Annotated in this window: 13 protein-coding genes; 7 read left to right on the forward strand and 6 right to left on the reverse strand. The window is 65.8% G+C overall.

Going from position 1 to position 18474, the window contains the following annotated elements:
- Nucleotides 1-19: 19 nt before the first annotated feature.
- A complete protein-coding gene (gene aceE, locus TGR7_RS12340) occupies nt 20-2686 on the reverse strand; it encodes a pyruvate dehydrogenase (acetyl-transferring), homodimeric type (protein ID WP_012639009.1) in 2667 nt (888 codons plus the stop codon).
- A 249-nt stretch (nt 2687-2935) separates the two neighbouring features.
- On the opposite strand from aceE, the gene pyrC reads away from it, so the two are divergent.
- From pyrC to TGR7_RS12355, 3 genes are all read left to right on the forward strand, one after another.
- Complete coding sequence (gene pyrC, locus TGR7_RS12345; RefSeq protein ID WP_012639010.1) at nt 2936-3976, forward strand: dihydroorotase; 1041 nt, start codon at nt 2936-2938, stop codon at nt 3974-3976.
- Nucleotides 3977-4079: 103 nt separating this feature from the next.
- Nucleotides 4080-4730, forward strand: a complete 651-nt coding sequence (gene rnt, locus TGR7_RS12350) for a ribonuclease T (protein WP_012639011.1) — start codon at nt 4080-4082, stop codon at nt 4728-4730.
- A gap of 100 nt (nt 4731-4830) precedes the next feature.
- A complete protein-coding gene (locus TGR7_RS12355; RefSeq protein WP_041441827.1) occupies nt 4831-5778 on the forward strand; it encodes a GGDEF domain-containing response regulator in 948 nt (315 codons plus the stop codon).
- A gap of 87 nt (nt 5779-5865) precedes the next feature.
- On the opposite strand, the gene grxD is transcribed toward TGR7_RS12355, so the two are convergent.
- The 3 genes from grxD to TGR7_RS12370 all read right to left on the reverse strand — a co-directional run bounded on the left by grxD (nt 5866) and on the right by TGR7_RS12370 (nt 9963).
- Complete coding sequence (grxD, locus tag TGR7_RS12360; protein WP_012639013.1) at nt 5866-6195, reverse strand: Grx4 family monothiol glutaredoxin; 330 nt, start codon at nt 6193-6195, stop codon at nt 5866-5868.
- 315 nt (nt 6196-6510) lie between these two features.
- The gene (locus TGR7_RS12365) at nt 6511-8292 is read right to left on the reverse strand and encodes an N-acetylglutaminylglutamine amidotransferase (RefSeq protein ID WP_012639014.1); all 1782 of its coding nucleotides are present in this window, start codon (nt 8290-8292) and stop codon (nt 6511-6513) included.
- 123 nt (nt 8293-8415) lie between these two features.
- The gene (locus TGR7_RS12370; protein ID WP_012639015.1) at nt 8416-9963 is read right to left on the reverse strand and encodes a hydantoinase B/oxoprolinase family protein; all 1548 of its coding nucleotides are present in this window, start codon (nt 9961-9963) and stop codon (nt 8416-8418) included.
- Between the two features lie 145 nt (nt 9964-10108).
- On the opposite strand from TGR7_RS12370, the gene TGR7_RS12375 reads away from it, so the two are divergent.
- The 4 genes from TGR7_RS12375 (at nt 10109) to ppk1 (ending at nt 15433) form a co-directional block, all read left to right on the forward strand.
- Nucleotides 10109-10690: a superoxide dismutase gene (locus TGR7_RS12375; RefSeq protein WP_012639016.1), complete on the forward strand. Its 582-nt coding sequence runs from the start codon at nt 10109-10111 to the stop codon at nt 10688-10690.
- Between the two features lie 306 nt (nt 10691-10996).
- Nucleotides 10997-12175, forward strand: coding sequence for an acetylornithine transaminase (locus tag TGR7_RS12380; protein WP_012639017.1), 1179 nt, complete (start codon nt 10997-10999; stop codon nt 12173-12175).
- 17 nt (nt 12176-12192) lie between these two features.
- Complete coding sequence (argF, locus tag TGR7_RS12385; RefSeq protein WP_012639018.1) at nt 12193-13095, forward strand: ornithine carbamoyltransferase; 903 nt, start codon at nt 12193-12195, stop codon at nt 13093-13095.
- Nucleotides 13096-13351: 256 nt separating this feature from the next.
- Nucleotides 13352-15433, forward strand: a complete 2082-nt coding sequence (ppk1, locus tag TGR7_RS12390) for a polyphosphate kinase 1 (RefSeq protein WP_012639019.1) — start codon at nt 13352-13354, stop codon at nt 15431-15433.
- 198 nt (nt 15434-15631) lie between these two features.
- Here the strand turns inward: ppk1 and ppx are convergent, their stop codons facing one another.
- Nucleotides 15632-17134 carry an exopolyphosphatase gene (ppx, locus tag TGR7_RS12395; RefSeq protein ID WP_012639020.1) on the reverse strand — a complete coding sequence of 501 codons (1503 nt, stop codon included), beginning with the start codon at nt 17132-17134 and terminating at the stop codon, nt 15632-15634.
- 101 nt (nt 17135-17235) lie between these two features.
- Nucleotides 17236-17760 (reverse strand): phosphohistidine phosphatase SixA, encoded by a 525-nt coding sequence (gene sixA, locus TGR7_RS12400; protein ID WP_012639021.1) that lies wholly within the window; start codon nt 17758-17760, stop codon nt 17236-17238.
- Nucleotides 17761-18474: the final 714 nt, after the last annotated feature.

The raw sequence follows: 18474 nt of genomic DNA on the forward strand, positions 1-18474 counted from the left end.
TCAAAGCCCCACCGCGCGCTCAGGCGCGCAGCGGGTTGGGCCGGTTCACGTCGATGCCGTATTTCTTGATCGCCTCGCCCACCTTGGAGGCGGCGATGGCGCCCTCGTCGGCCAGGGCCTTCAGTGCCGCCACGACCACGAAGTGGCGGTCCACCTCGAAGTGGCGACGCAGGGCGGAGCGCAGGTCGGAACGACCGAAGCCGTCGGTGCCCAGCACCACGTAACGCCCGGGCACCCAGGCGCGGATCTGGTCCGCGTAGGCCTTCACGTAGTCGGTGGCGGCGATCACCGGGCCCTCGGCGTCCTTGAGGCACCGGGTCACGTAGGCCTCGCGGGGCCTGGCATCCGGGTGCAGCAGGTTGTGACGCTCGCAATCGCGGCCCTCGCGGGCCAGCTCGGTGAAGCTGGTGGCGCTCCAGATATCCGATTCCACGCCGAAGTCGCTCTTGAGCAGCTCGGCGGCAGCGATCACCTCGCGCAGGATGGCGCCGGAGCCCATCAGCTGCACGCGCTGCTTCTTGCCGCGCCCGCCCTTCTGGAACAGGTACATGCCCTTGACGATACCCTCCTCGGCGCCCTTGGGCAGGGCCGGCTGAGGATAATTCTCGTTCATGACGGTGATGTAGTAGAAGACGCTCTCCTGCTCGGCGTACATGCGGCGCAGGCCGTCGTGCACGATCACCGCCAGCTCGTAGGCGAAGGTGGGGTCGTAGCTGATGCAGTTGGGGACGTTGGCGGCCATCATCAGGCTGTGACCGTCCTGGTGCTGCAGGCCCTCGCCGGCCAGCGTGGTGCGACCGGCGGTGGCGCCCATGAGGAAGCCGCGCGCCTGCATGTCGCCGGCGGCCCAGATGAGATCCCCCACCCGCTGGAAGCCGAACATGGAATAGAAGATATAGAAGGGGATCATGTTCACGCCGTGGGTGGAGTACGACGTGGCGGCGGCGATCCACGAGGACATGGAACCGGCCTCGTTGATGCCCTCCTCCAGGATCTGACCCTGCTTGTCCTCCTTGTAGTACATCACCTGGTCACGGTCCTGGGGCTCGTAGAGCTGGCCCACGGAGGAGTAGATGCCCAGCTGGCGGAACAGGCCCTCCATGCCGAAGGTGCGCGCCTCGTCGGGCACGATGGGCACCACGTGGCGGCCCGCCTTCTTGTCCCGGGCGAGCGCGGTGATCATGCGCACGAAGGCCATGGTGGTGGACATCTCGCGCTCGCCGCTGGATTCCAGCAGGGCGTCGAACACGGACAGCTCCGGGATCTCGAGCGGCGCGGCCTTGTGCTTGCGCACCGGCATGTAGCCGCCGAGTGCCTTGCGCCGCTCGTGCATGTACTTCATCTCCGGCGCGTCCTCGTCCGGCTTGATGTACTCGGCGCGCTCCACCTGCTCGTCGCTGAGCGGGATGCTGAAGCGGTCGCGGAAGGCCTTCATGTCGTCCACGCCCAGCTTCTTCTGGCTGTGGGTGCGCATCTGGCCCTCGCCGGCGCCGCCCATGCCGTAGCCCTTCACGGTATGGGCGAGGATCACGGTCGGCCCGTCGGTGTATTCCATGGCGGCCTTGTAGGCGGCGTAGACCTTGTAAGGGTCGTGGCCACCGCGGTTCAGGCGCCAGATGTCCTCGTCGGTCATCTTGGCCACCATGGCCTTGAGTTCCGGGTACTTGCCAAAGAAATGCTCGCGCACGTAGGCGCCGTCCTTGGACTTGTAGTTCTGATAATCGCCGTCCACGGCCTCCATCATGCGCTGGTGCAGCAGACCCTTGGTGTCCCGGGCCAGCAGCGGATCCCAGTAGCTTCCCCAGAGCACCTTGATCACGTTCCAGCCGGCGCCGCGGAACGTGGCTTCCAGCTCCTGCACGATCTTGCCGTTGCCGCGCACCGGGCCGTCCAGGCGCTGCAGGTTACAGTTGACCACGAAGGTGAGGTTGTCGAGCTTCTCCCGGGAGCCCAGGGAGATGGCGCCCAGGGACTCCGGCTCGTCCACCTCGCCGTCGCCCATGAAGCACCACACCTTGCGGTCCTTGGTGTTGGCCAGACCGCGGTCCTGCAGGTACTTCATGAAGCGGGCCTGGTAGATGGCCATGATGGGGCCGAGGCCCATGGACACCGTGGGGAACTGCCAGAAATCCGGCATCAGCCAGGGGTGCGGGTAGGAGGACAGGCCCTTGCCGTCCACCTCCTGGCGGAAGTGGTCAAGCTGCTCGGCCGTGAGGCGCCCCTCCAGGAAGGCCCGGGCGTAGATGCCCGGCGAGGAGTGACCCTGCACGAACAGCAGGTCGCCGCCATGCTCATGGGAAGGGGCGCGCCAGAAGTGGTTGAAGCCCACGTCGTAGAGGGTGGCGGCGGAGGCGAAGGTGGCGATGTGGCCGCCCAGCTCGGCGCTGATGCGGTTGGCCTTCACCACCATGGCCATGGCGTTCCAGCGGATGTAGGAGCGGATGCGATGTTCCAGATCACCGTCACCCGGATACTCGGGCTCCAGGTGCGGCGGGATGGTATTCACGTAGGCCGTGTTGGCCGAATACGGCAGGAAGGCGCCGGAACGGCGGGCCTGGTCCACCAAGCGTTCCAGCAGGTAATGCGCCCGCTCGGGGCCCTCCGCCTTGATGACCGCCTCAAGGGCGTCGAGCCACTCCTGGGTTTCCTGGGCGTCCAGATCCTGGGTCTGATTCTGCTGTGTCATGCCAGCCTCGTGGGGTCAGGTTCCGTGACCGGCCGACCATCCCCTGCTCCATCGGGGCGGACACAGGCGGGAGGGTCAAACCGGGGAGAATCCTGATATGTTAGTCATTCTGTTGAGCCCGCCCGTGATCACGGGGCAGAGCAAAGCCGGGTATGTTCAAGCCTCGGGGCAAACAGGTCAATGTGCAGCGCAGCAATCGGCACACCCCGTCACGCCCGCAAGCTACCGAAAAGACACAGGAATCAGGCCATGACCGTCCCCCAGACCCTCACCCTGCGACGTCCCGACGACTGGCACCTGCACCTGCGCGACGGCGCAGTGCTCAAGGACGTGGTGCCGCATACTGCCGCGCGCTTCGCCCGGGCCATCATCATGCCCAACCTCAAGCCGCCGGTGACCACCACTGCCCAGGCCGAGGGCTACCGCGACCGCATCCTGGCGGCGGTGCCCGAGGGCGTGGACTTCACCCCGCTGATGACCCTGTACCTCACGGACGCCACCTCCCCGGAAGAGATCCAGCGCGCCCGGGACAGCGGCATCGTGTTCGGCGTCAAGCTCTATCCGGCCGGCGCCACCACCCATTCCGATGCCGGCGTGACCCACATCCGCCATACCTACGCCGCCCTGGAGGCCATGCAGGCCGCGGGTCTGCCCCTGCTGATCCACGGCGAGGCCACCGACCCGGCCGTGGACGTGTTCGACCGGGAGGCGGTGTTCATCGAACAGACCCTCGCGCCCCTGCGCAGGGACTTCCCGGAACTGAAGATCGTGTTCGAACACATCACCACCGCAGATGCCGTGGCCTTCGTGCGCGAGGCCGGTGAGCGGGTGGGCGCCACGGTGACCCCGCAGCACATCCTCATGAACCGCAACGCCCTGTTCCAGGGCGGCATCCGCCCGCATCACTACTGCCTGCCGGTGCTCAAGCGGGAAAGCCATCGCAAGGCCATCATGGACGTGCTGGCCGAGGGCCACCCGCGCTTCTTCCTGGGTACCGACAGCGCGCCCCATGCCAAGGGCGCCAAGGAGTCCGCCTGCGGCTGCGCCGGCATCTACAGCGCCCATGGCGCCATCGAACTCTACGCCGAGGCCTTCGAGCAGGCCGGCGCGCTGGACAGGCTGGAGGGCTTCGCCAGCCTCAACGGCCCGCGCTTCTACGGCCTGCCGGTGAACGAGGAGCGCATCACCCTGGTGAAGCAGGACTGGGAGGTGCCCGGGGAGTATCCCCTGGGTGGCGAGACGGTGGTGCCCCTGCGGGCCGGCGGGAAGATAGGCTGGAAACTCGTCTGAAGTGGGAAGTTGGAATTGGGAAGTGCGAAGCGAGGCCTTTCACTTCCCACTTCCCAATTCTTACTTCGCCCTTCACACCCCGTCTGTATTACCCTACGCACCCATGAGCGAGACATCCGACTTCATCCCCCTGGCTCAGCGCTTCCGGGGCTTCCTGCCGGTGGTGGTGGACGTGGAGACCGGCGGCTTCAACCCGCGCACCGACGCCCTGCTGCAGGTGGCGGCGGTGCTGCTGCGCATGGACCCCGAAGGTCAGCTGTACCGGCACCAGACCCTGTCCTTCCACGTTCAGCCCTTCGAAGGGGCCAACCTGGACCCCAAGTCCCTGGAAGTGAACGGCATCAATCCCTGGCACCCGCTGCGCATCGCCCACCCCGAAAAGGACGCCCTGGCCACGGTATTTCGCGGCGTGCGCGAGGAGATGAAGCTCAATGCCTGCAAGCGCGCCATCCTGGTGGGGCACAACGCCGGCTTTGATCTTTCCTTCATCCACCAGGGCGCGGAACGGGCCGGGCTCAAGCGCAACCCCTTCCATCCCTTCAGCAGCCTGGACACGGTGACCCTGTCGGCCATGGCCTTCGGCCAGACGGTACTGGCCCGCGCGGTACAGGCGGCGGGCATGGAATGGAGCAACAGCGAGGCCCACTCCGCCGTCTACGACGCCGAGAAGACCGCCGATCTCTTCTGCCACGTGATCAACCGCTGGGGACCGGTGGCCATGCCGCCCGTCGATACGCTCATGGACAAGGCCTGAACAAGCCGTTATAAGGGCCCAAGGGAGAGGAGAAGCCGGTATGGAAGCGAATACGGCCGAGACAACGACAAAACACAATCAAACCAGGGCTGAACAAGGGATGGTCGAAGACCTCGCCATCGTCATCGTCGACGACATGCAGTACAGCCGTGCCGTGCTGCGCACCACGCTCAACCGCATCGGTTACACCGACATCCGCATGGCCGGATCCGCCTCGGAATGCCTGGCCATGCTCAGCGACCGGCGCGCCGAGGTGGTGCTGGCGGACTGGGTCATGCCGGAGATGAACGGTCTGGAGCTGACCGCCGCGATCCGCCAGAAGGACGATGATCGTGGTCACTACACCGCCATCATCCTGTTCACCGGCAAGGAAGGCGACGAACCCATGATGGAGGCCTTCCGCCACGGGGTGGACGACTACCTCACCAAGCCGGTCAACCAGACCCAGCTGGCCGCCCGGGTCTACGCGGCCGGACGCATCGCCCGGCTGCAGAACACCGTACTGGAGACCTCCTCCGCCCTGGCCGCCGCCAACCGGCAGCTGGAATATCTCTCCACCACCGACCCGCTCACCGGCCTGCCCAACCGCCGTGCGCTCAACAAGCGCCTGGAGGCCGTGCTGCTGGAGACCCAGGGGCGCGGCGGCGGCATGTGCGTGGGCCTGCTGGACGTGGATCACTTCAAGCAGATCAACGACACCTACGGCCACGACGTGGGCGACGAGGTGCTGACCACCCTGTCAAAACGTCTGCGGCTGGCATTGCGCCCCATGGACATGGTGGCGCGACTGGGAGGAGAGGAATTCGCCCTGGTGATGCACTTCCACGATGTGGACAACTGCAACCCGGGCATCTTCCAGCGGGTGCTGGACACCGTGAGCAAGGACCCTTTCCCCACCTCCGAGGGCCAGATCCCCGTCACCGCCTCCATCGGCGCCTGTTGCTACCGGCACGGCGAGCAGATGGTGACCATCCAGGGGATGCTCAAGATCGCCGACGAGAACCTGTACCGGGCGAAGGCCGAGGGACGCAACAGGGTCGTGGGGTAAGTGGGAAGTGCGAATCGGGAAGTAGGCAGTGAAAGGCTTTAACTTCCCACTTCTCAATTCACACTTCGGATTTCCTTCCCACTTCAATTACGCGCTTTTGCGCTTCGCAGTCGCCTCGTCGACCATCTTCTTCAGCTCACCGCTCTGGAACAGCTCCAGGGTGATGTCGCAGCCGCCCACCAGCTCGCCGTCGATGTAGACCTGGGGGAAAGTGGGCCAGTTGGCATACTGGGGCAGGGCCTGCATGATCTCCTGATCGGCGATCACGTTCACGTAGGCAAACTCCTGACCGCACTGCTTCAGGGCCTCCACGGCACGGCTGGAGAAGCCGCACATGGGGAACTGGGGCGTGCCCTTCATGAAGATGACCACGGAATGACCTTCCACCTGCTGCTTGATGCGTTCGAGCGCGTCCACGTCTTGTAACCTCTCAAATCAAAAGATGTATCCGGTCGGGTAGTCTATACCCCACCCCCCGGCAAATAAACGGCCCGGCTGTGGGGCAATCTGCCGCAGAGGCGCAGAGAAATGAATGGACAGGATTTTTCAGGACTTGTAGAAAAGGGCCAAAGATAAAGGATCTGACAGGATTAACATGATTAACAGGATTTAAGCCGCCTTAAACCCTGTTAATCATGTTAATCATGTTAATCCTGTCAAAAAGCTTTATGTCGCGATCCTGAGTCCTGACAAATCCTGTCCATTCCATCGCCCCGCTCGGCGGCAGATGACTCACCGCCCGTCCACGTTGCGCTGCAGCCAGAACTCCAGCAGGGCCAGGTGCCAGAGCTTGCTGCCCTGGATGCGGGTAAGGTGCTGCTCGGGGGCCTTGAGCAGCCTCTCCACGTAATCCCGCTGGTACAGGCCCCGCTCCCGGCAGGCGAGGGAATCCAGGATGTCGCGCATGAAGTCCAGGAACTCGCCGCGCACGTATTTCAGGGCCGGCACCGGGAAATAGCCCTTGGGCCGGTCGATCACCGCATCGGGCAGGCGGCCGCGGGCTATTTTGCGCAGGGCGTACTTGCCGCCCTCCTGGAGTTTCAGCTCCGGCGGCATGGCGGCGGCCAGCTCCACCAGTTCGTGGTCCAGGAACGGCACCCGGGCCTCCAGGCCCCAGGCCATGGTCATGTTGTCCACCCGTTTGACCGGGTCGTCCACGATCAGGGTGGTCACGTCCAGGCGCAGCACCGCGTCCAGCATGGTGTCCGCGCCCGGGGCGTCCAGCAGCTCGCCGATCAGCGCGGCGGTATGGTCCCCGTCCACCAGGGCCGGGTCGATCATGCGCGCGAACTCGTCGTGGTCCCGGTCGAAGTAGTGTTTGCGGAAACGCTCCACCCGGCTGCCCTCGGTCTCCCCGGCCATGCGCGGATACCAGAAATAGCCGCCGAAGACCTCGTCCGCACCCTGCCCCGACTGCACCACCTTGACGTGCCTGGAGACCTGCTCCGAGAGCAGGTAGAAGGCCACCGCGTCCTGGCCCACCATGGGCTCGGCCATGGCGTCCACCGCCTCGGGCAGGCGGGTGAGCACCTCGGCGTTGGGCACGTGGAAGCGGTGATGCTCGGTGGCGTAGCGCTCGGCCACCGGGTCGGAATACTCGAACTCGCTGCCCTTCTCCTCGGGCTGGTCCTCGAAGCCCACGGTGAAGGTCTTCAGGCCCTGCACGCCGCTCTCGGCCAGCAGCGCCACCAGCAGGCTGGAGTCCAGCCCGCCTGAGAGCAGCACGCCCACGGGCACGTCGGCGATCTCCAACCGGCGCTTCACCGCCAGGCGCAGGCTCTCGTGGATGGCATCGATCCATTCCTGCTCGCTGCGCGGCTCTGAAGGGCGCACGGCATCCAGGTGCCAGTAACGGGTCAGGTGGCTGCGGCCGTCGGCCTCGATGGTCAGGGTGTGGGCCGGCGGCAGCTTGCGGATGCCCTTGAACAGGGTGCGCGGCGCGGGCACCACCGCGTGCAGGGTGAAGTGGTGATGCAGGGCCACCGGGTCGATGGCCGTGTCCACGCCGCCGGCGGCCAGCAGGGCCTGGCTGTTGGAGGCAAAGCGCAGGCGCTGGGCGTCCTGGGTGTAGTAGAGGGGCTTGATGCCCATGCGGTCCCGGGCCAGGAACAGGCGCCGGTTGCGCAGGTCCCACAGGGCGATGGCGAACATGCCCTTGAAGTGACGCACGCAGTCCCCGCCCCACTCGGCGTAGGCCTTGAGGATCACCTCGGTGTCGCCGGTGGAGAAGAACTGGTGCCCGCGCGCCTCCAGCTGCGCACGCAGATCCCGGAAGTTGTAGATCGTGCCGTTGAACACCACCGCATAGCCGAGCCCCGGATCCAGCATGGGCTGATGGGCACGTTCGGAGAGATCGAGGATGGACAGGCGCCGGTGGCCGAAGGCGAGCGAGCCGTCGCTCCACATGCCTTCGTGGTCGGGACCGCGCCGCTCCAGCCTGTCCAGCATGCGCCGGATGGAGGAGAGCTCGGGGAGCGCGCCGTGGAAATTCAGTTCACCGCAGATGCCGCACATAAGGGCAGTGGCTAGTCTCAAGTGGCGAGTGGCAAGGAAGTGCGCAGTGGCTGCCGCTCACATCTCGATGGATGACGGCATCACCTGCCTAAGCATTCTAACACCGGTTTTCCTAGCCACTTGCTACTTGCCACTAGCCACTGTGCCAAAGGCACCCCCACCCGGGGTCTCGATGGTGAGCACGTCGCCTGGCTGCACTTCGCGGCTGACCTTGCCGGGGAGGATCTCGTCGTTGAGGCGGTTGATGCCGGGCGCTCCGTCACCACCGCCGTCGAGGCCCCAGGGGGCGTGGCGGCGGCGCTCGGTGAGCAGGGTCACGTGGGCGGGGGCCAGGAACTCGTAGCTGCGGATCAGGCCGTCACCGCCGGGACGGGCGCCCTGCCCGCCGGAGCAGCGTCTAAGGGCGTAGCGGCGCACCCGTAACGGGTAGCGGCTCTCCAGCACCTCGATGGGCGTGTTGCGGGTGTTGGTCATGTGGGTCTGCACGGCGGACAGTCCGCCGCCGTTGCGGCCGGCGCCCATGCCGCCGCCCAGGGTCTCGTAGTAACCCCAGGGATGCTTGCCGCCATAACCCATGGCGACGTTGTTCATGCTGCCGTGACTGGCGGCGGGGATGCGATCCGGCAGGGCGTGTGCCAGCGCGCCGAGCACCACGTCCACCACCCGGGTGCTGGTCTCCACGTTGCCGGCCGCCACCGCCGCAGGTCGCAGGGCGTTGAGCAAGCTGCCCTCGGGAACCGAAAGATGGATGGGGCTGAAGGTGCCGGCGCAGGCGGGGGTCTGGGGCGGCATGAGGCAGCGCAGGGCATAGAACACGCCGGCGGCGGTCACCGACAGGGGGCAGTTGATGTTGCCCTGGACCTGGGGCGCGGTGCCGGTGAAGTCCACCCGCAGGTCCTCGCCGTGACGCTCGATGGCCACCCGGATGGGGATGTCCGCGTGACCGAGTCCGTCGTCGTCCATGCAATCCTCGAACTCGAAGCGACCCTCGGGGATGGCCGCCAGGGCGCTGCGTGCCAGGCGCGCGCCGTAGTCGTTGAGCTGAGACACGGCCTGCGACCAAGCTTCTACACCCAGGGACTCGACCAGGGCAGCGAGGCGTTCCAGACCCCGGCGGTTGGCACTGATCTGGGCGGCGAAATCCCCCTCTGCGTCCCGGGGATTGCGGGTGGCGGCGGTGATCTCGGCGAGCCGTGCCCGGTTCAGCGCACCGCCCCGCACGATGTGCCCGGGCGGGATCAGGATACCCTCCTCCATCAGGCTGCGGGACAGGGGCATGGAACCCGGCGCCTCGCCGCCGATGTCCGCGTGGTGGGCACGGTTGGCCACGAAGGCCACCAGTGCATCCCCCGCGAACAGGGGCGCCACCACGGTCACATCCGGCAGGTGGGTGCCGCCCAGGAAGGGATCGTTGAGCATCACCATGTCGCCCGGCGCCCATTCAAGCCCCGCGACGATGTCGGCCATGGCATAGGCCATGCTACCCAGGTGCACCGGGATGTGGGCCGCCTGGGCGCACAGCCCGCCGTCTGCGTCGAACAGGGCGCAGGAGAAATCCAGCCGGTCGCGGATGTTGGGCGAGAAGGCCGCCTGGGCCAGCTGCACGCCCATCTCGCCGCAGATGGAGTCCACCCGGCTGGCGAACAGGCTGAGTTCAACAGGATCGAGCATGGCAGCATTCAACGGTATGCAGAGTGGACATTATTGCATTGGCGGGAGGCCCTGCCCTAATCTTAACGACTTTCCTCAGGATTCACTTCGGGCCTTCAACCTTCGCAAGGCCTGACATTCACTCAAGAAGAACAGGAGAACACTCATGGCCCACGAACTGCCTGCCCTGCCCTATGCCAAGGACGCCCTGGCCCCGCACATCTCCGCGGAGACCCTGGAGTTCCACCACGACAAGCACCACGCCACCTACGTGACCAACCTGAACAAGCTGATCGTGGGCACCGAGTTCGAGAACATGTCCCTGGAGGACATCGTGAAGAAGGCCCCCGCCGGCGGCATCTTCAACAACGCCGCCCAGGTGTGGAACCACACCTTCTACTTCAACTGCATGGGCCCCAACGGCGGCGGTGAGCCCACCGGCGCCCTGGCCGATGCCATCAACAAGGCCTTCGGCTCCTTCGCCGAGTTCAAGGAGAAGTTCGCCGCCTCCGGCGCCGGCAATTTCGGTTCCGGCTGGACCTGGCTGGTGAAGAATGCCGACGGCAGCGTGGAGATCGTCAACACCAGCAACGCCGCCACCCCGCTGACCACCGACAAGAAGCCCCTGATGACCGCCGATGTGTGGGAGCACGCCTACTACATCGACTACCGCAACGCCCGCCCCAAGTACCTGGAGGCGTTCTGGAACGTGGTGAACTGGGACTTCGTGGCCAAGAACTACGCCTGAAGTACCCCGGCCCCTTCCGGGGGCTGACAGAAAACCGGCAGGGGGGGAACTCCTGCCGGTTTTTTTTGGCCCCAAAGCGGACCGCGAAGGACGCCAAGATAGGCGCGAAGGGCACGAAGGTTCTTTTCAGCTTGCAGGGTTTCCTTTGCGACCTTGGCGCATGCCTTGGCGTCCTTCGCGGTCCGCTTTCCAACACGCCAGACAAGAATTGAACGCCGCGCCCCCACGCGTATAATGAACCCGACGCGGCAGCTCTATATCGCTGCCGTTTTGCGTTTTTTGGACACCACTTTCCCGGATATCGCCATGTCGGACGCCCTGATGCACAACTATGGTCGCCAGCCCGTCGCCTTCGAGCGCGGGGAAGGCGTGTGGCTGTGGGACACCGAGGGCCGTCGCTACCTGGATGCCCTCTCGGGCATCGCGGTCTGCGGCCTGGGCCACGCCCACCCGGCGGTGGCCCGCGCCCTGTGCGATCAGGCCAACACCCTGATCCACACCTCCAACATCTACCGCATCCCCCTGCAGGAGCAGCTGGCCGAGCGCCTGTGCGCGCTGTCCGGTATGGAGCGGGCATTCTTCTGCAATTCCGGCGCCGAGGCCAACGAGGCGGCCATCAAGCTTTCGCGCCTGCACGGCCATGCCCGTGGCATTGCCAATCCCACGGTGATCGTCATGGAAGGCAGCTTCCACGGCCGCACCATGGCCACCCTGACCGCCACCGGCAACGCGAAGATCCAGAAGGGCTTCGAGCCCCTGGTGTCCGGTTTCCTGCGGGTGCCCTACGGGGATCTGGCCGCCATCGAGCAACACGCCGGCAACCCGGACGTGGTGGCGGTACTGGTGGAACCCATTACCGGCGAGGGCGGCATCCGCGTGCCTCCGGCGGGCTATCTGCAGGGCATCCGCGAATTGTGCGACCGGCACGACTGGCTGATGATGCTGGACGAGATCCAGGCGGGCATCGGCCGCACCGGGCGCTGGTTCGCCTACCAGCACGAAGGCGTGCTGCCCGACGTGCTGTCCCTGGCCAAGGGACTGGGCAACGGCGTGCCCATCGGCGCATCGCTTGCCCGGGGCAAGGCCGCCTCCCTGTTCACCCCCGGCAGCCACGGCACCACCTTCGGCGGCAACCCGCTGGTGTGCCGCGCCGCCCTCGCGGTGCTGGAGACCATGGACAAGCAAGACCTGCCGGGCAAGGCCGCGCACATGGGCGAATACCTGCTGGCCGGTTTCCGGCAGCGCCTGGGCAATCATGCCGCCGTGCGCGAGATCCGCGGCCGCGGGCTCATGATCGGCATTGAGCTGGATCGTCCCTGCGCCGAACTGGTAGGCAAGGCCCTGCAGGCGGGGCTACTCATCAACGTCACCGCCGAGCGGGTGATCCGTCTGCTGCCGCCGCTGATCATCAGCGACACGGAAGCGGATCAGCTGCTCGATCAACTCACCGAACTCGTGCAGTCCTACACTGCCACCCCGGCCTGAAGTCAACCGGAGGCCCCATGAGCGTGCGTCACTTTCTGTCCCTGCTGGATCTCACCACCGAAGAACTGCGCGGCCTCATCGCCCGCGCCACGGAACTCAAGCGCATGCACTACGAGGGCGTCGAGCACACCCCCCTCAAGGGCAAGACCCTGGGCATGATCTTCGAGAAGTCCTCCACCCGCACCCGGGTGTCCTTCGAGGTGGGCATGATCCAGCTGGGCGGCCACGCCCTGTTCCTGTCTCCCCGGGACACCCAGCTGGGCCGCGGCGAGCCCATCGAGGACAGCGCCCGGGTGCTGTCGCGCATGGTGGACGGGGTGATGATCCGCACCTTCGAACACGAGAAGATCGAGCGCTTCGCCGCCCATTCCCGGGTGCCGGTGATCAACGGCCTCACGGACCTGGAACACCCCTGCCAGCTGCTCGCCGACATGCAGACCTGGTTCGAGCACCGGGGCGACATCGCCGGGCGCACGGTCTGCTACGTGGGCGATGGCAACAACATGTGCAACAGCTACATCACCGCCGCCCAGCGCCTGGGCTTCACCCTGCACATCGCCTGCCCCGAAGGCTATGACCCGGACCCGGACCTGATGCAGCAGGCCGGCGACTGTGCACGCATCATTCGCGATCCTCGGGAGGCGGCCAGGGGCGCGGACCTGGTGGTCACCGATGTCTGGGCCAGCATGGGCCAGGAGGACGAACAGAGCCAGCGCCGCCAGGCCTTCGCCCGCTACGTGGTCAACGGCGCACTCATGGCGCTCGCCAGGCCCGACGCCCTGTTCATGCACTGCCTGCCCGCCCACCGGGAGGAAGAGGTCTCCACCGAGGTGCTGGAAGGCCCCCAGAGCGTAGTCTGGGACGAGGCGGAAAACCGCCTGCACGCCCAGAAGGCCCTGCTGGAATTTCTCATGGCCTGATTTTCAGGGCTTGCCGCAGAGACGCACAGGCGCAGAGATTAAAGGCATTGTTCTGACAGGATTTACATGATTAACAGGATTGACGAACACATAGCCCAATACGCGCCATAAGAAATCATGTCAATCATGTTAATCCTGTCCAATCCTTTGCTCCGCGCCTTTGCGTCTCTGCGGCAGGGCCTTTCCAGGATTCACAACCCCGTCATGTGGCACTATTAAGCTTTCGTGAACCCCGTCCACGCCTGCGCCCGGTGCCATGAACGACATCGATCTCGCCAATCCCGAGCTGTTCCTCAACCGTGAACTGAGTCTGCTGGAGTTCAACGCCCGGGTGCTGGACCTGGCGAAGGATGATTCCATCCCCCTCCTGGAGCGGCTGCGATTCCTATGCATCTCCAGCACCAACCTGGACGAGTTCTTCGAGGTGCGCGTCGCGGGCCTCAAGCAGCAGGTCCAGCTGGGCGTGAACACCCCTGGGCCTGACGGGCTCTCGGCCACCGAACAGCTCACCCGGGTCAGCGCCCGGGCGCACGAACTGGTGGCCGACCAGTACCGGACCCTGAACGACATCCTCATTCCGGCGCTCGAGGTGCAAGGCGTACGCTTCCTGCGCCGCACCCACTGGAACGAGGTCCAGGCCAACTGGGTCCGCGAGTTTTTCACCCAGGAGCTGCTGCCGGTGCTCTCGCCACTGGGCCTCGATCCGGCGCACCCGTTCCCGCGCATCCTCAACAAGAGCCTGAACTTCATCGTCACCCTGGAGGGCAAGGATGCCTTCGGGCGGGAGAGCCGCATGGCCGTGGTGCAGGCGCCCCGCTCCCTGCCCCGGGTCATCCGTGTGCCTCGGGAGATCGCACGTGGCGACTACGACTTCGTGTTCCTGTCCTCCATCCTGCACGCCCATGTGGGGGAGCTGTTCCAGGGCATGAAGGTCACCGGCTGCTACCAGTTCCGCCTGACGCGCAACTCGGACCTGTTCGTGCGCGAGGAGGAGATCGACGATCTGCTGATGGCCCTGGAGGGCGAACTGCCCCAGCGCAACTACGGCGAAGCGGTGCGCCTGGAGGTGGCGGACAACTGCCCCGACAGCACCGCGGACTTCCTGCTGCGCCAGTTCAAGCTGGCCGCCGGGGACCTGTTCCAGGTCAACGGCCTGGTGAACCTGAACCGCCTGCTGGCGGTGCATGACCTGGTCGAGCGCCCGGACCTGCGTTTCCCGGCCTTCACCCCGTCGCTGCCCGCCTCCCTGCCCACGGGTGCGGACGTCTTCCAGTCCGTGCGCCACAACGACCTGCTGCTGCATCACCCCTACCAGTCCTTCATGCCGGTGGTGGAGTTCCTGCGCCAGGCGGCCCGGGACCCGGACGTGCTGGCCATCAAGCAGACCCTGTACCGCACCGGCCTGCGATCCCAGCTGGTGGACATCCTCATCGAGGCGGCCCAGGAGGGCAAGGAGGTCACGGTGGTGGTGGAACTGCGCGCCCGCTTTGACGAAGAGGCCAACATCCAGCTGGCCAACCGCCTGCAGGACGCCGGCGCCCACGTGGTATACGGCGTGGTGGGCTACAAGACCCACGCCAAACTCGCCATGGTGGTGCGCCGGGAGAAGGGCAAGATCGTACGCTACGTGCATCTGGGCACCGGCAACTACCACGCCGGGACCGCCCGGGCCTACACCGACTTCGGCCTGCTCACCGCCGACAAGACCATCGGCGAGGACGTGCACAAGGTGTTCCAGCAGCTCACCGGCCTGGGCAAGGTGTCCAAGCTCAAGAAGCTGCTGCAGGCCCCCTTCACCCTGCACTCGGGCATGCTGGAGCGCATCGAGCGGGAAACCGAACATGCCCGGGCGGGCAAGCCGGCGCGCATCATGGCGCGCATGAACTCGCTCATCGAGCCACGCATCATCCAGGCCCTGTACCGGGCCTCCCAGGCGGGGGTGAAGGTGGATCTGGTGGTGCGCGGCGTGTGCAGCCTGCGCCCCGGCGTACCCGGGGTCTCGGACAACATCCAGGTGCGCTCCGTGATGGGCCGCTTCCTGGAGCACTCACGGGTGTTCTATTTCGAGAATTCCGGTGACAACGAGCTGTTCCTCTCCAGCGCCGACTGGATGCCGCGCAACTTCTTCCGCCGCGTGGAAGTGGCCTTCCCCATCACCGAAGAGAACCTGCGCAAGCGGGTGATCCAGGAATCCCTGGTGGCCTATCTCACCGACAACACCCAGGCCTGGGTGCTGCAGAAGGACGGCGGCTACAAGCGCATCAGGCCCCCCGCCAACCAGAAACCCCGCTCGGCGCAGAACGACCTGCTGGCGCAGCTCACTGGTTTACCTGGATAAGGGCATTTCGCCGCAGAGACGCGCAGGCGCAGGCGCAGAGGAAAGGATTGGACAGGATTAACAGGATTTACATGATTTCTTAAGACGCATGTTGCGCAATGTTTTCGTCAATCCGGTTAATCATGTCAATCCTGTCTGAGCAATGCCTTTGATCTCTGCGCCAGTGCGTCTTTGCGGCACAGCCATCCGCTCAGGACATCACTCGAACTTGAGCTTGATCCCCGCCGATTTCAGGTAGCCCTTTTCCCGTTCCAGGTCCGCCCGGGTCATGGGGTGGGTCTCCAGCCAGCCGGGCGGGAAGCACAGCTTCACACCGTTGCGCATGACCTCGAGTCTCTCCAGCGCCGGCGCATTCTCGCCCCGGCTTCGGTGCAGCAGCACCGCCAGACGCAGCAGCACGGCCAGGCGGGTGATGCGCTCCAGGGCCTCGTCCTGCAGGGCCTGGGCCATGAGCTTGGCGGGGAACTTGCGCCGGTGGGCCAGCACCAGCAGCGCGAGCTGACGCTGGTCCTGGCGGGAGAAGCCTGCCAGGTCCGCGTTCTCCAGCAGGTAGGCACCGTGCTTGTGGTAGCCGGAATGGGAGATGGCCAGACCCAGTTCATGCAGCCGCGCGGACCACGACAGGGTATCCGCGGCGTCCTCGTCCAGGTTCCAGGCCTCGCCTGCGAATTCGAGCAATTGCCGCGCCGTGGTCTCCACCCGGCGGGCGTGGGCCTCGTCCACGCCGAAGCGGCGCATCAGGCCCTCGATGGTGCGCGCGCGCACGTCCTCGTGGCTGATGCGCCCGAGCAGGTCATAGATCAAGCCCTCGCGCAGGGCGCCGTCGGAGACCTGCATGCTGGCGATGTCCAGGGCCTCGAAGATGGCCATGATCACCGCCACCCCGCCGGGGAACACCGGCTTGCGGTCCTCGTTCAGGCCGTTGAGTTCGAGACGCGAGACGTGACCGGCCTTGAGCATGGCCTGGCGCAGTTGCCTGAGCCCCTCCAGGGTGATGCCGCCAGTACTCCAGCCCTGCTCACGCAGCACCCGCTCCACCGCCAGCAGGGTGCCCGAGGCACCCAGGGCCTCGCGCCAACCCATGCGCCGGAACTGACGCTCCACCGGTTGCAGTTCCAGTCGCGCAGCGATGTCCGCGGTGCGCCAGCCGGTCTCCGTGATCGCCCCTTCGGGGAAATACCACTGGCTGAAACTCACGCAGCCCATGTACAGGCTCTCGCCGTACACCGGCTCGAAGCGCTCGCCGATAATGAGTTCGGTGCTGCCGCCGCCGATGTCCACCACCAGGCGGTGGCCGCCATCATCGGCAAGGGTGTGGGAGACCCCCAGATAGATGAGGCGTGCCTCCTCGTGGCCGCCGATCACCTCGATGGGGTGCCCCAACGCCTCGGTGGCCCGCTCCATGAACTCGGCCGCATTGCGCGCCTTACGCAGGGTGTTGGTCCCCACCGCGCGCACCGCGCCGGGCGGCAGATCACGCACCCGCTGACCGAAGCGCTCCAGGCAGCCCAGGGCGCGTTCCATGGCCTTTTCCGAGAGCTGATTGCGATCATCCAGGCCGCCCGCCAGGCGCACGGTCTCGCGCAGGCGATCGAGCATGTGCACATGACCGTCCTTCACCCGCGCGACGATCATGTGGAAGCTGTTGGACCCCAGGTCCACGGCGGCAACGGTTTCTGGCGTCAGGCGGCGTCGAAACATGAACAGTGGTTCCAGAAGCGGTTGAAGATTCGACATGGAGGACTCGACGCCGGTGGCTGGTTGATGCCTTCCATATTGAATCCGCAACGATGAAGTTAAGGTTACAGCTTGCGCAATTGCGCCTGTGTCATGAGCCACAGGATGGTACCGCGTCCCTTGTCCACGGCCGCGTCGAAATGCACCGCGCAGGCGGCGCCCTTTTTCATGTCCACCATGGGCGTCTTGCGGCCGGTACACAGCCAGGCGATCAGGCGTGACAGGTCGGGCTCGTGACCCACCAGCAGGACCACCCCCTGCACCGAGGCATCCGTCAGCGCCTGCGCGACCGTCTCCGGTTCGGCGCCCGGGGCCAGCACCTCGATGCTCTCTACCGCCCCGTCGTCCAGGGCCCGGGCGAGGATGCGCGCGGTGTGCTCGGCCCGGGCACAGGGACTGGTCAGCACCCGGTCGGCGCCCCCCAGCAGCTTGCGCAGCCCCTTGGCCGCCCGGTTCATGCGCTTGATGCCCTGCTCGGTCAGCGGGCGCTCGCAGTCCGGCCGCCCGGTCTGGGCAAAGCGCTCGGCGTCCTCGGCCTGGCTGTGGCGCACGATGATCAGGGTCAGGCCGGGGTTCTGGTCATTGGACATGGGGGCGGCCAGTGCTGATGAGTGTGGGGATACAGTGCAACGGATGGTGGGGTGGGGGCAAGCGGATGGGGGCTTGGACTTGTGTTGAGTTGAGTTAAAGGCCAAGCCAAAGGCCAAATCAAAGGCTTCCGATCCCCGTTGCACGGGGCTCGGGTTACTTTTCTTGCTTGTCCAAGAAAAGTAACCAAAAGAAGGACACCCCGATGCCGCACCCGCTGTTCGCGGGTCCCCTGCGTTGCTCGGCTTCGAGGGGGTCGCCTGACAGGCCGTCCCTGGCCTGGCAGGCGACGCGCCGCGTCCCTGCGGCGCCCCTTCGGGCTATTTCCCTCGAAGCCTGCGCTACTCGGTGCGGCATAAGGGGGAGGCGGGTCAAAACCGCTTCGAGTTGCTTTGGGTTTTCCTGGTGGGAGCCCCGACCCCGGGGCGAATGATGGGAAATTCGCCCCGGGGTCGGGGCTCCTACGAAAGAACAACAAGCTACCCAGGTTAAGGGGGTTGCTGCCTTTGACGTCCCCCCCGTTTTTCTCGCCGAGCACGGGGGTGTTCCGGGGTTAAAGCCCGTCAGGGGCGCCGCAAGGATGCGGCGCGTCGGCTGCCAGGCCAGGGACGGCCTGTCAGCCGACCTCCCCGGAACACCCCCGCGCGCAGGGCACCCCGCAGGGGCGAGAAATTCGGGTGTCCTTTCTTTGGTTACTTTCTTTAGACAAGTAAAGA

It is taken from the genome of Thioalkalivibrio sulfidiphilus HL-EbGr7 (assembly GCF_000021985.1).
Classification (GTDB): Bacteria; Pseudomonadota; Gammaproteobacteria; order Ectothiorhodospirales; family Ectothiorhodospiraceae; genus Thioalkalivibrio_A; species Thioalkalivibrio_A sulfidiphilus.

Coding starts and splice junctions, on each gene's coding strand:
- ppx (WP_012639020.1), bottom strand. CDS start 17,134: ATGTTTCGACGCCGCCTGACGCCAGAAACCGTTGCCGCCGTGGACCTG.
- pyrC (WP_012639010.1), top strand. CDS start 2,936: ATGACCGTCCCCCAGACCCTCACCCTGCGACGTCCCGACGACTGGCAC.
- TGR7_RS12365 (WP_012639014.1), bottom strand. CDS start 8,292: ATGTGCGGCATCTGCGGTGAACTGAATTTCCACGGCGCGCTCCCCGAG.
- argF (WP_012639018.1), top strand. CDS start 12,193: ATGAGCGTGCGTCACTTTCTGTCCCTGCTGGATCTCACCACCGAAGAA.
- TGR7_RS12375 (WP_012639016.1), top strand. CDS start 10,109: ATGGCCCACGAACTGCCTGCCCTGCCCTATGCCAAGGACGCCCTGGCC.
- TGR7_RS12355 (WP_041441827.1), top strand. CDS start 4,831: ATGGTCGAAGACCTCGCCATCGTCATCGTCGACGACATGCAGTACAGC.
- TGR7_RS12380 (WP_012639017.1), top strand. CDS start 10,997: ATGTCGGACGCCCTGATGCACAACTATGGTCGCCAGCCCGTCGCCTTC.
- rnt (WP_012639011.1), top strand. CDS start 4,080: ATGAGCGAGACATCCGACTTCATCCCCCTGGCTCAGCGCTTCCGGGGC.
- aceE (WP_012639009.1), bottom strand. CDS start 2,686: ATGACACAGCAGAATCAGACCCAGGATCTGGACGCCCAGGAAACCCAG.
- ppk1 (WP_012639019.1), top strand. CDS start 13,352: ATGAACGACATCGATCTCGCCAATCCCGAGCTGTTCCTCAACCGTGAA.
- TGR7_RS12370 (WP_012639015.1), bottom strand. CDS start 9,963: ATGCTCGATCCTGTTGAACTCAGCCTGTTCGCCAGCCGGGTGGACTCC.
- sixA (WP_012639021.1), bottom strand. CDS start 17,760: ATGTCCAATGACCAGAACCCCGGCCTGACCCTGATCATCGTGCGCCAC.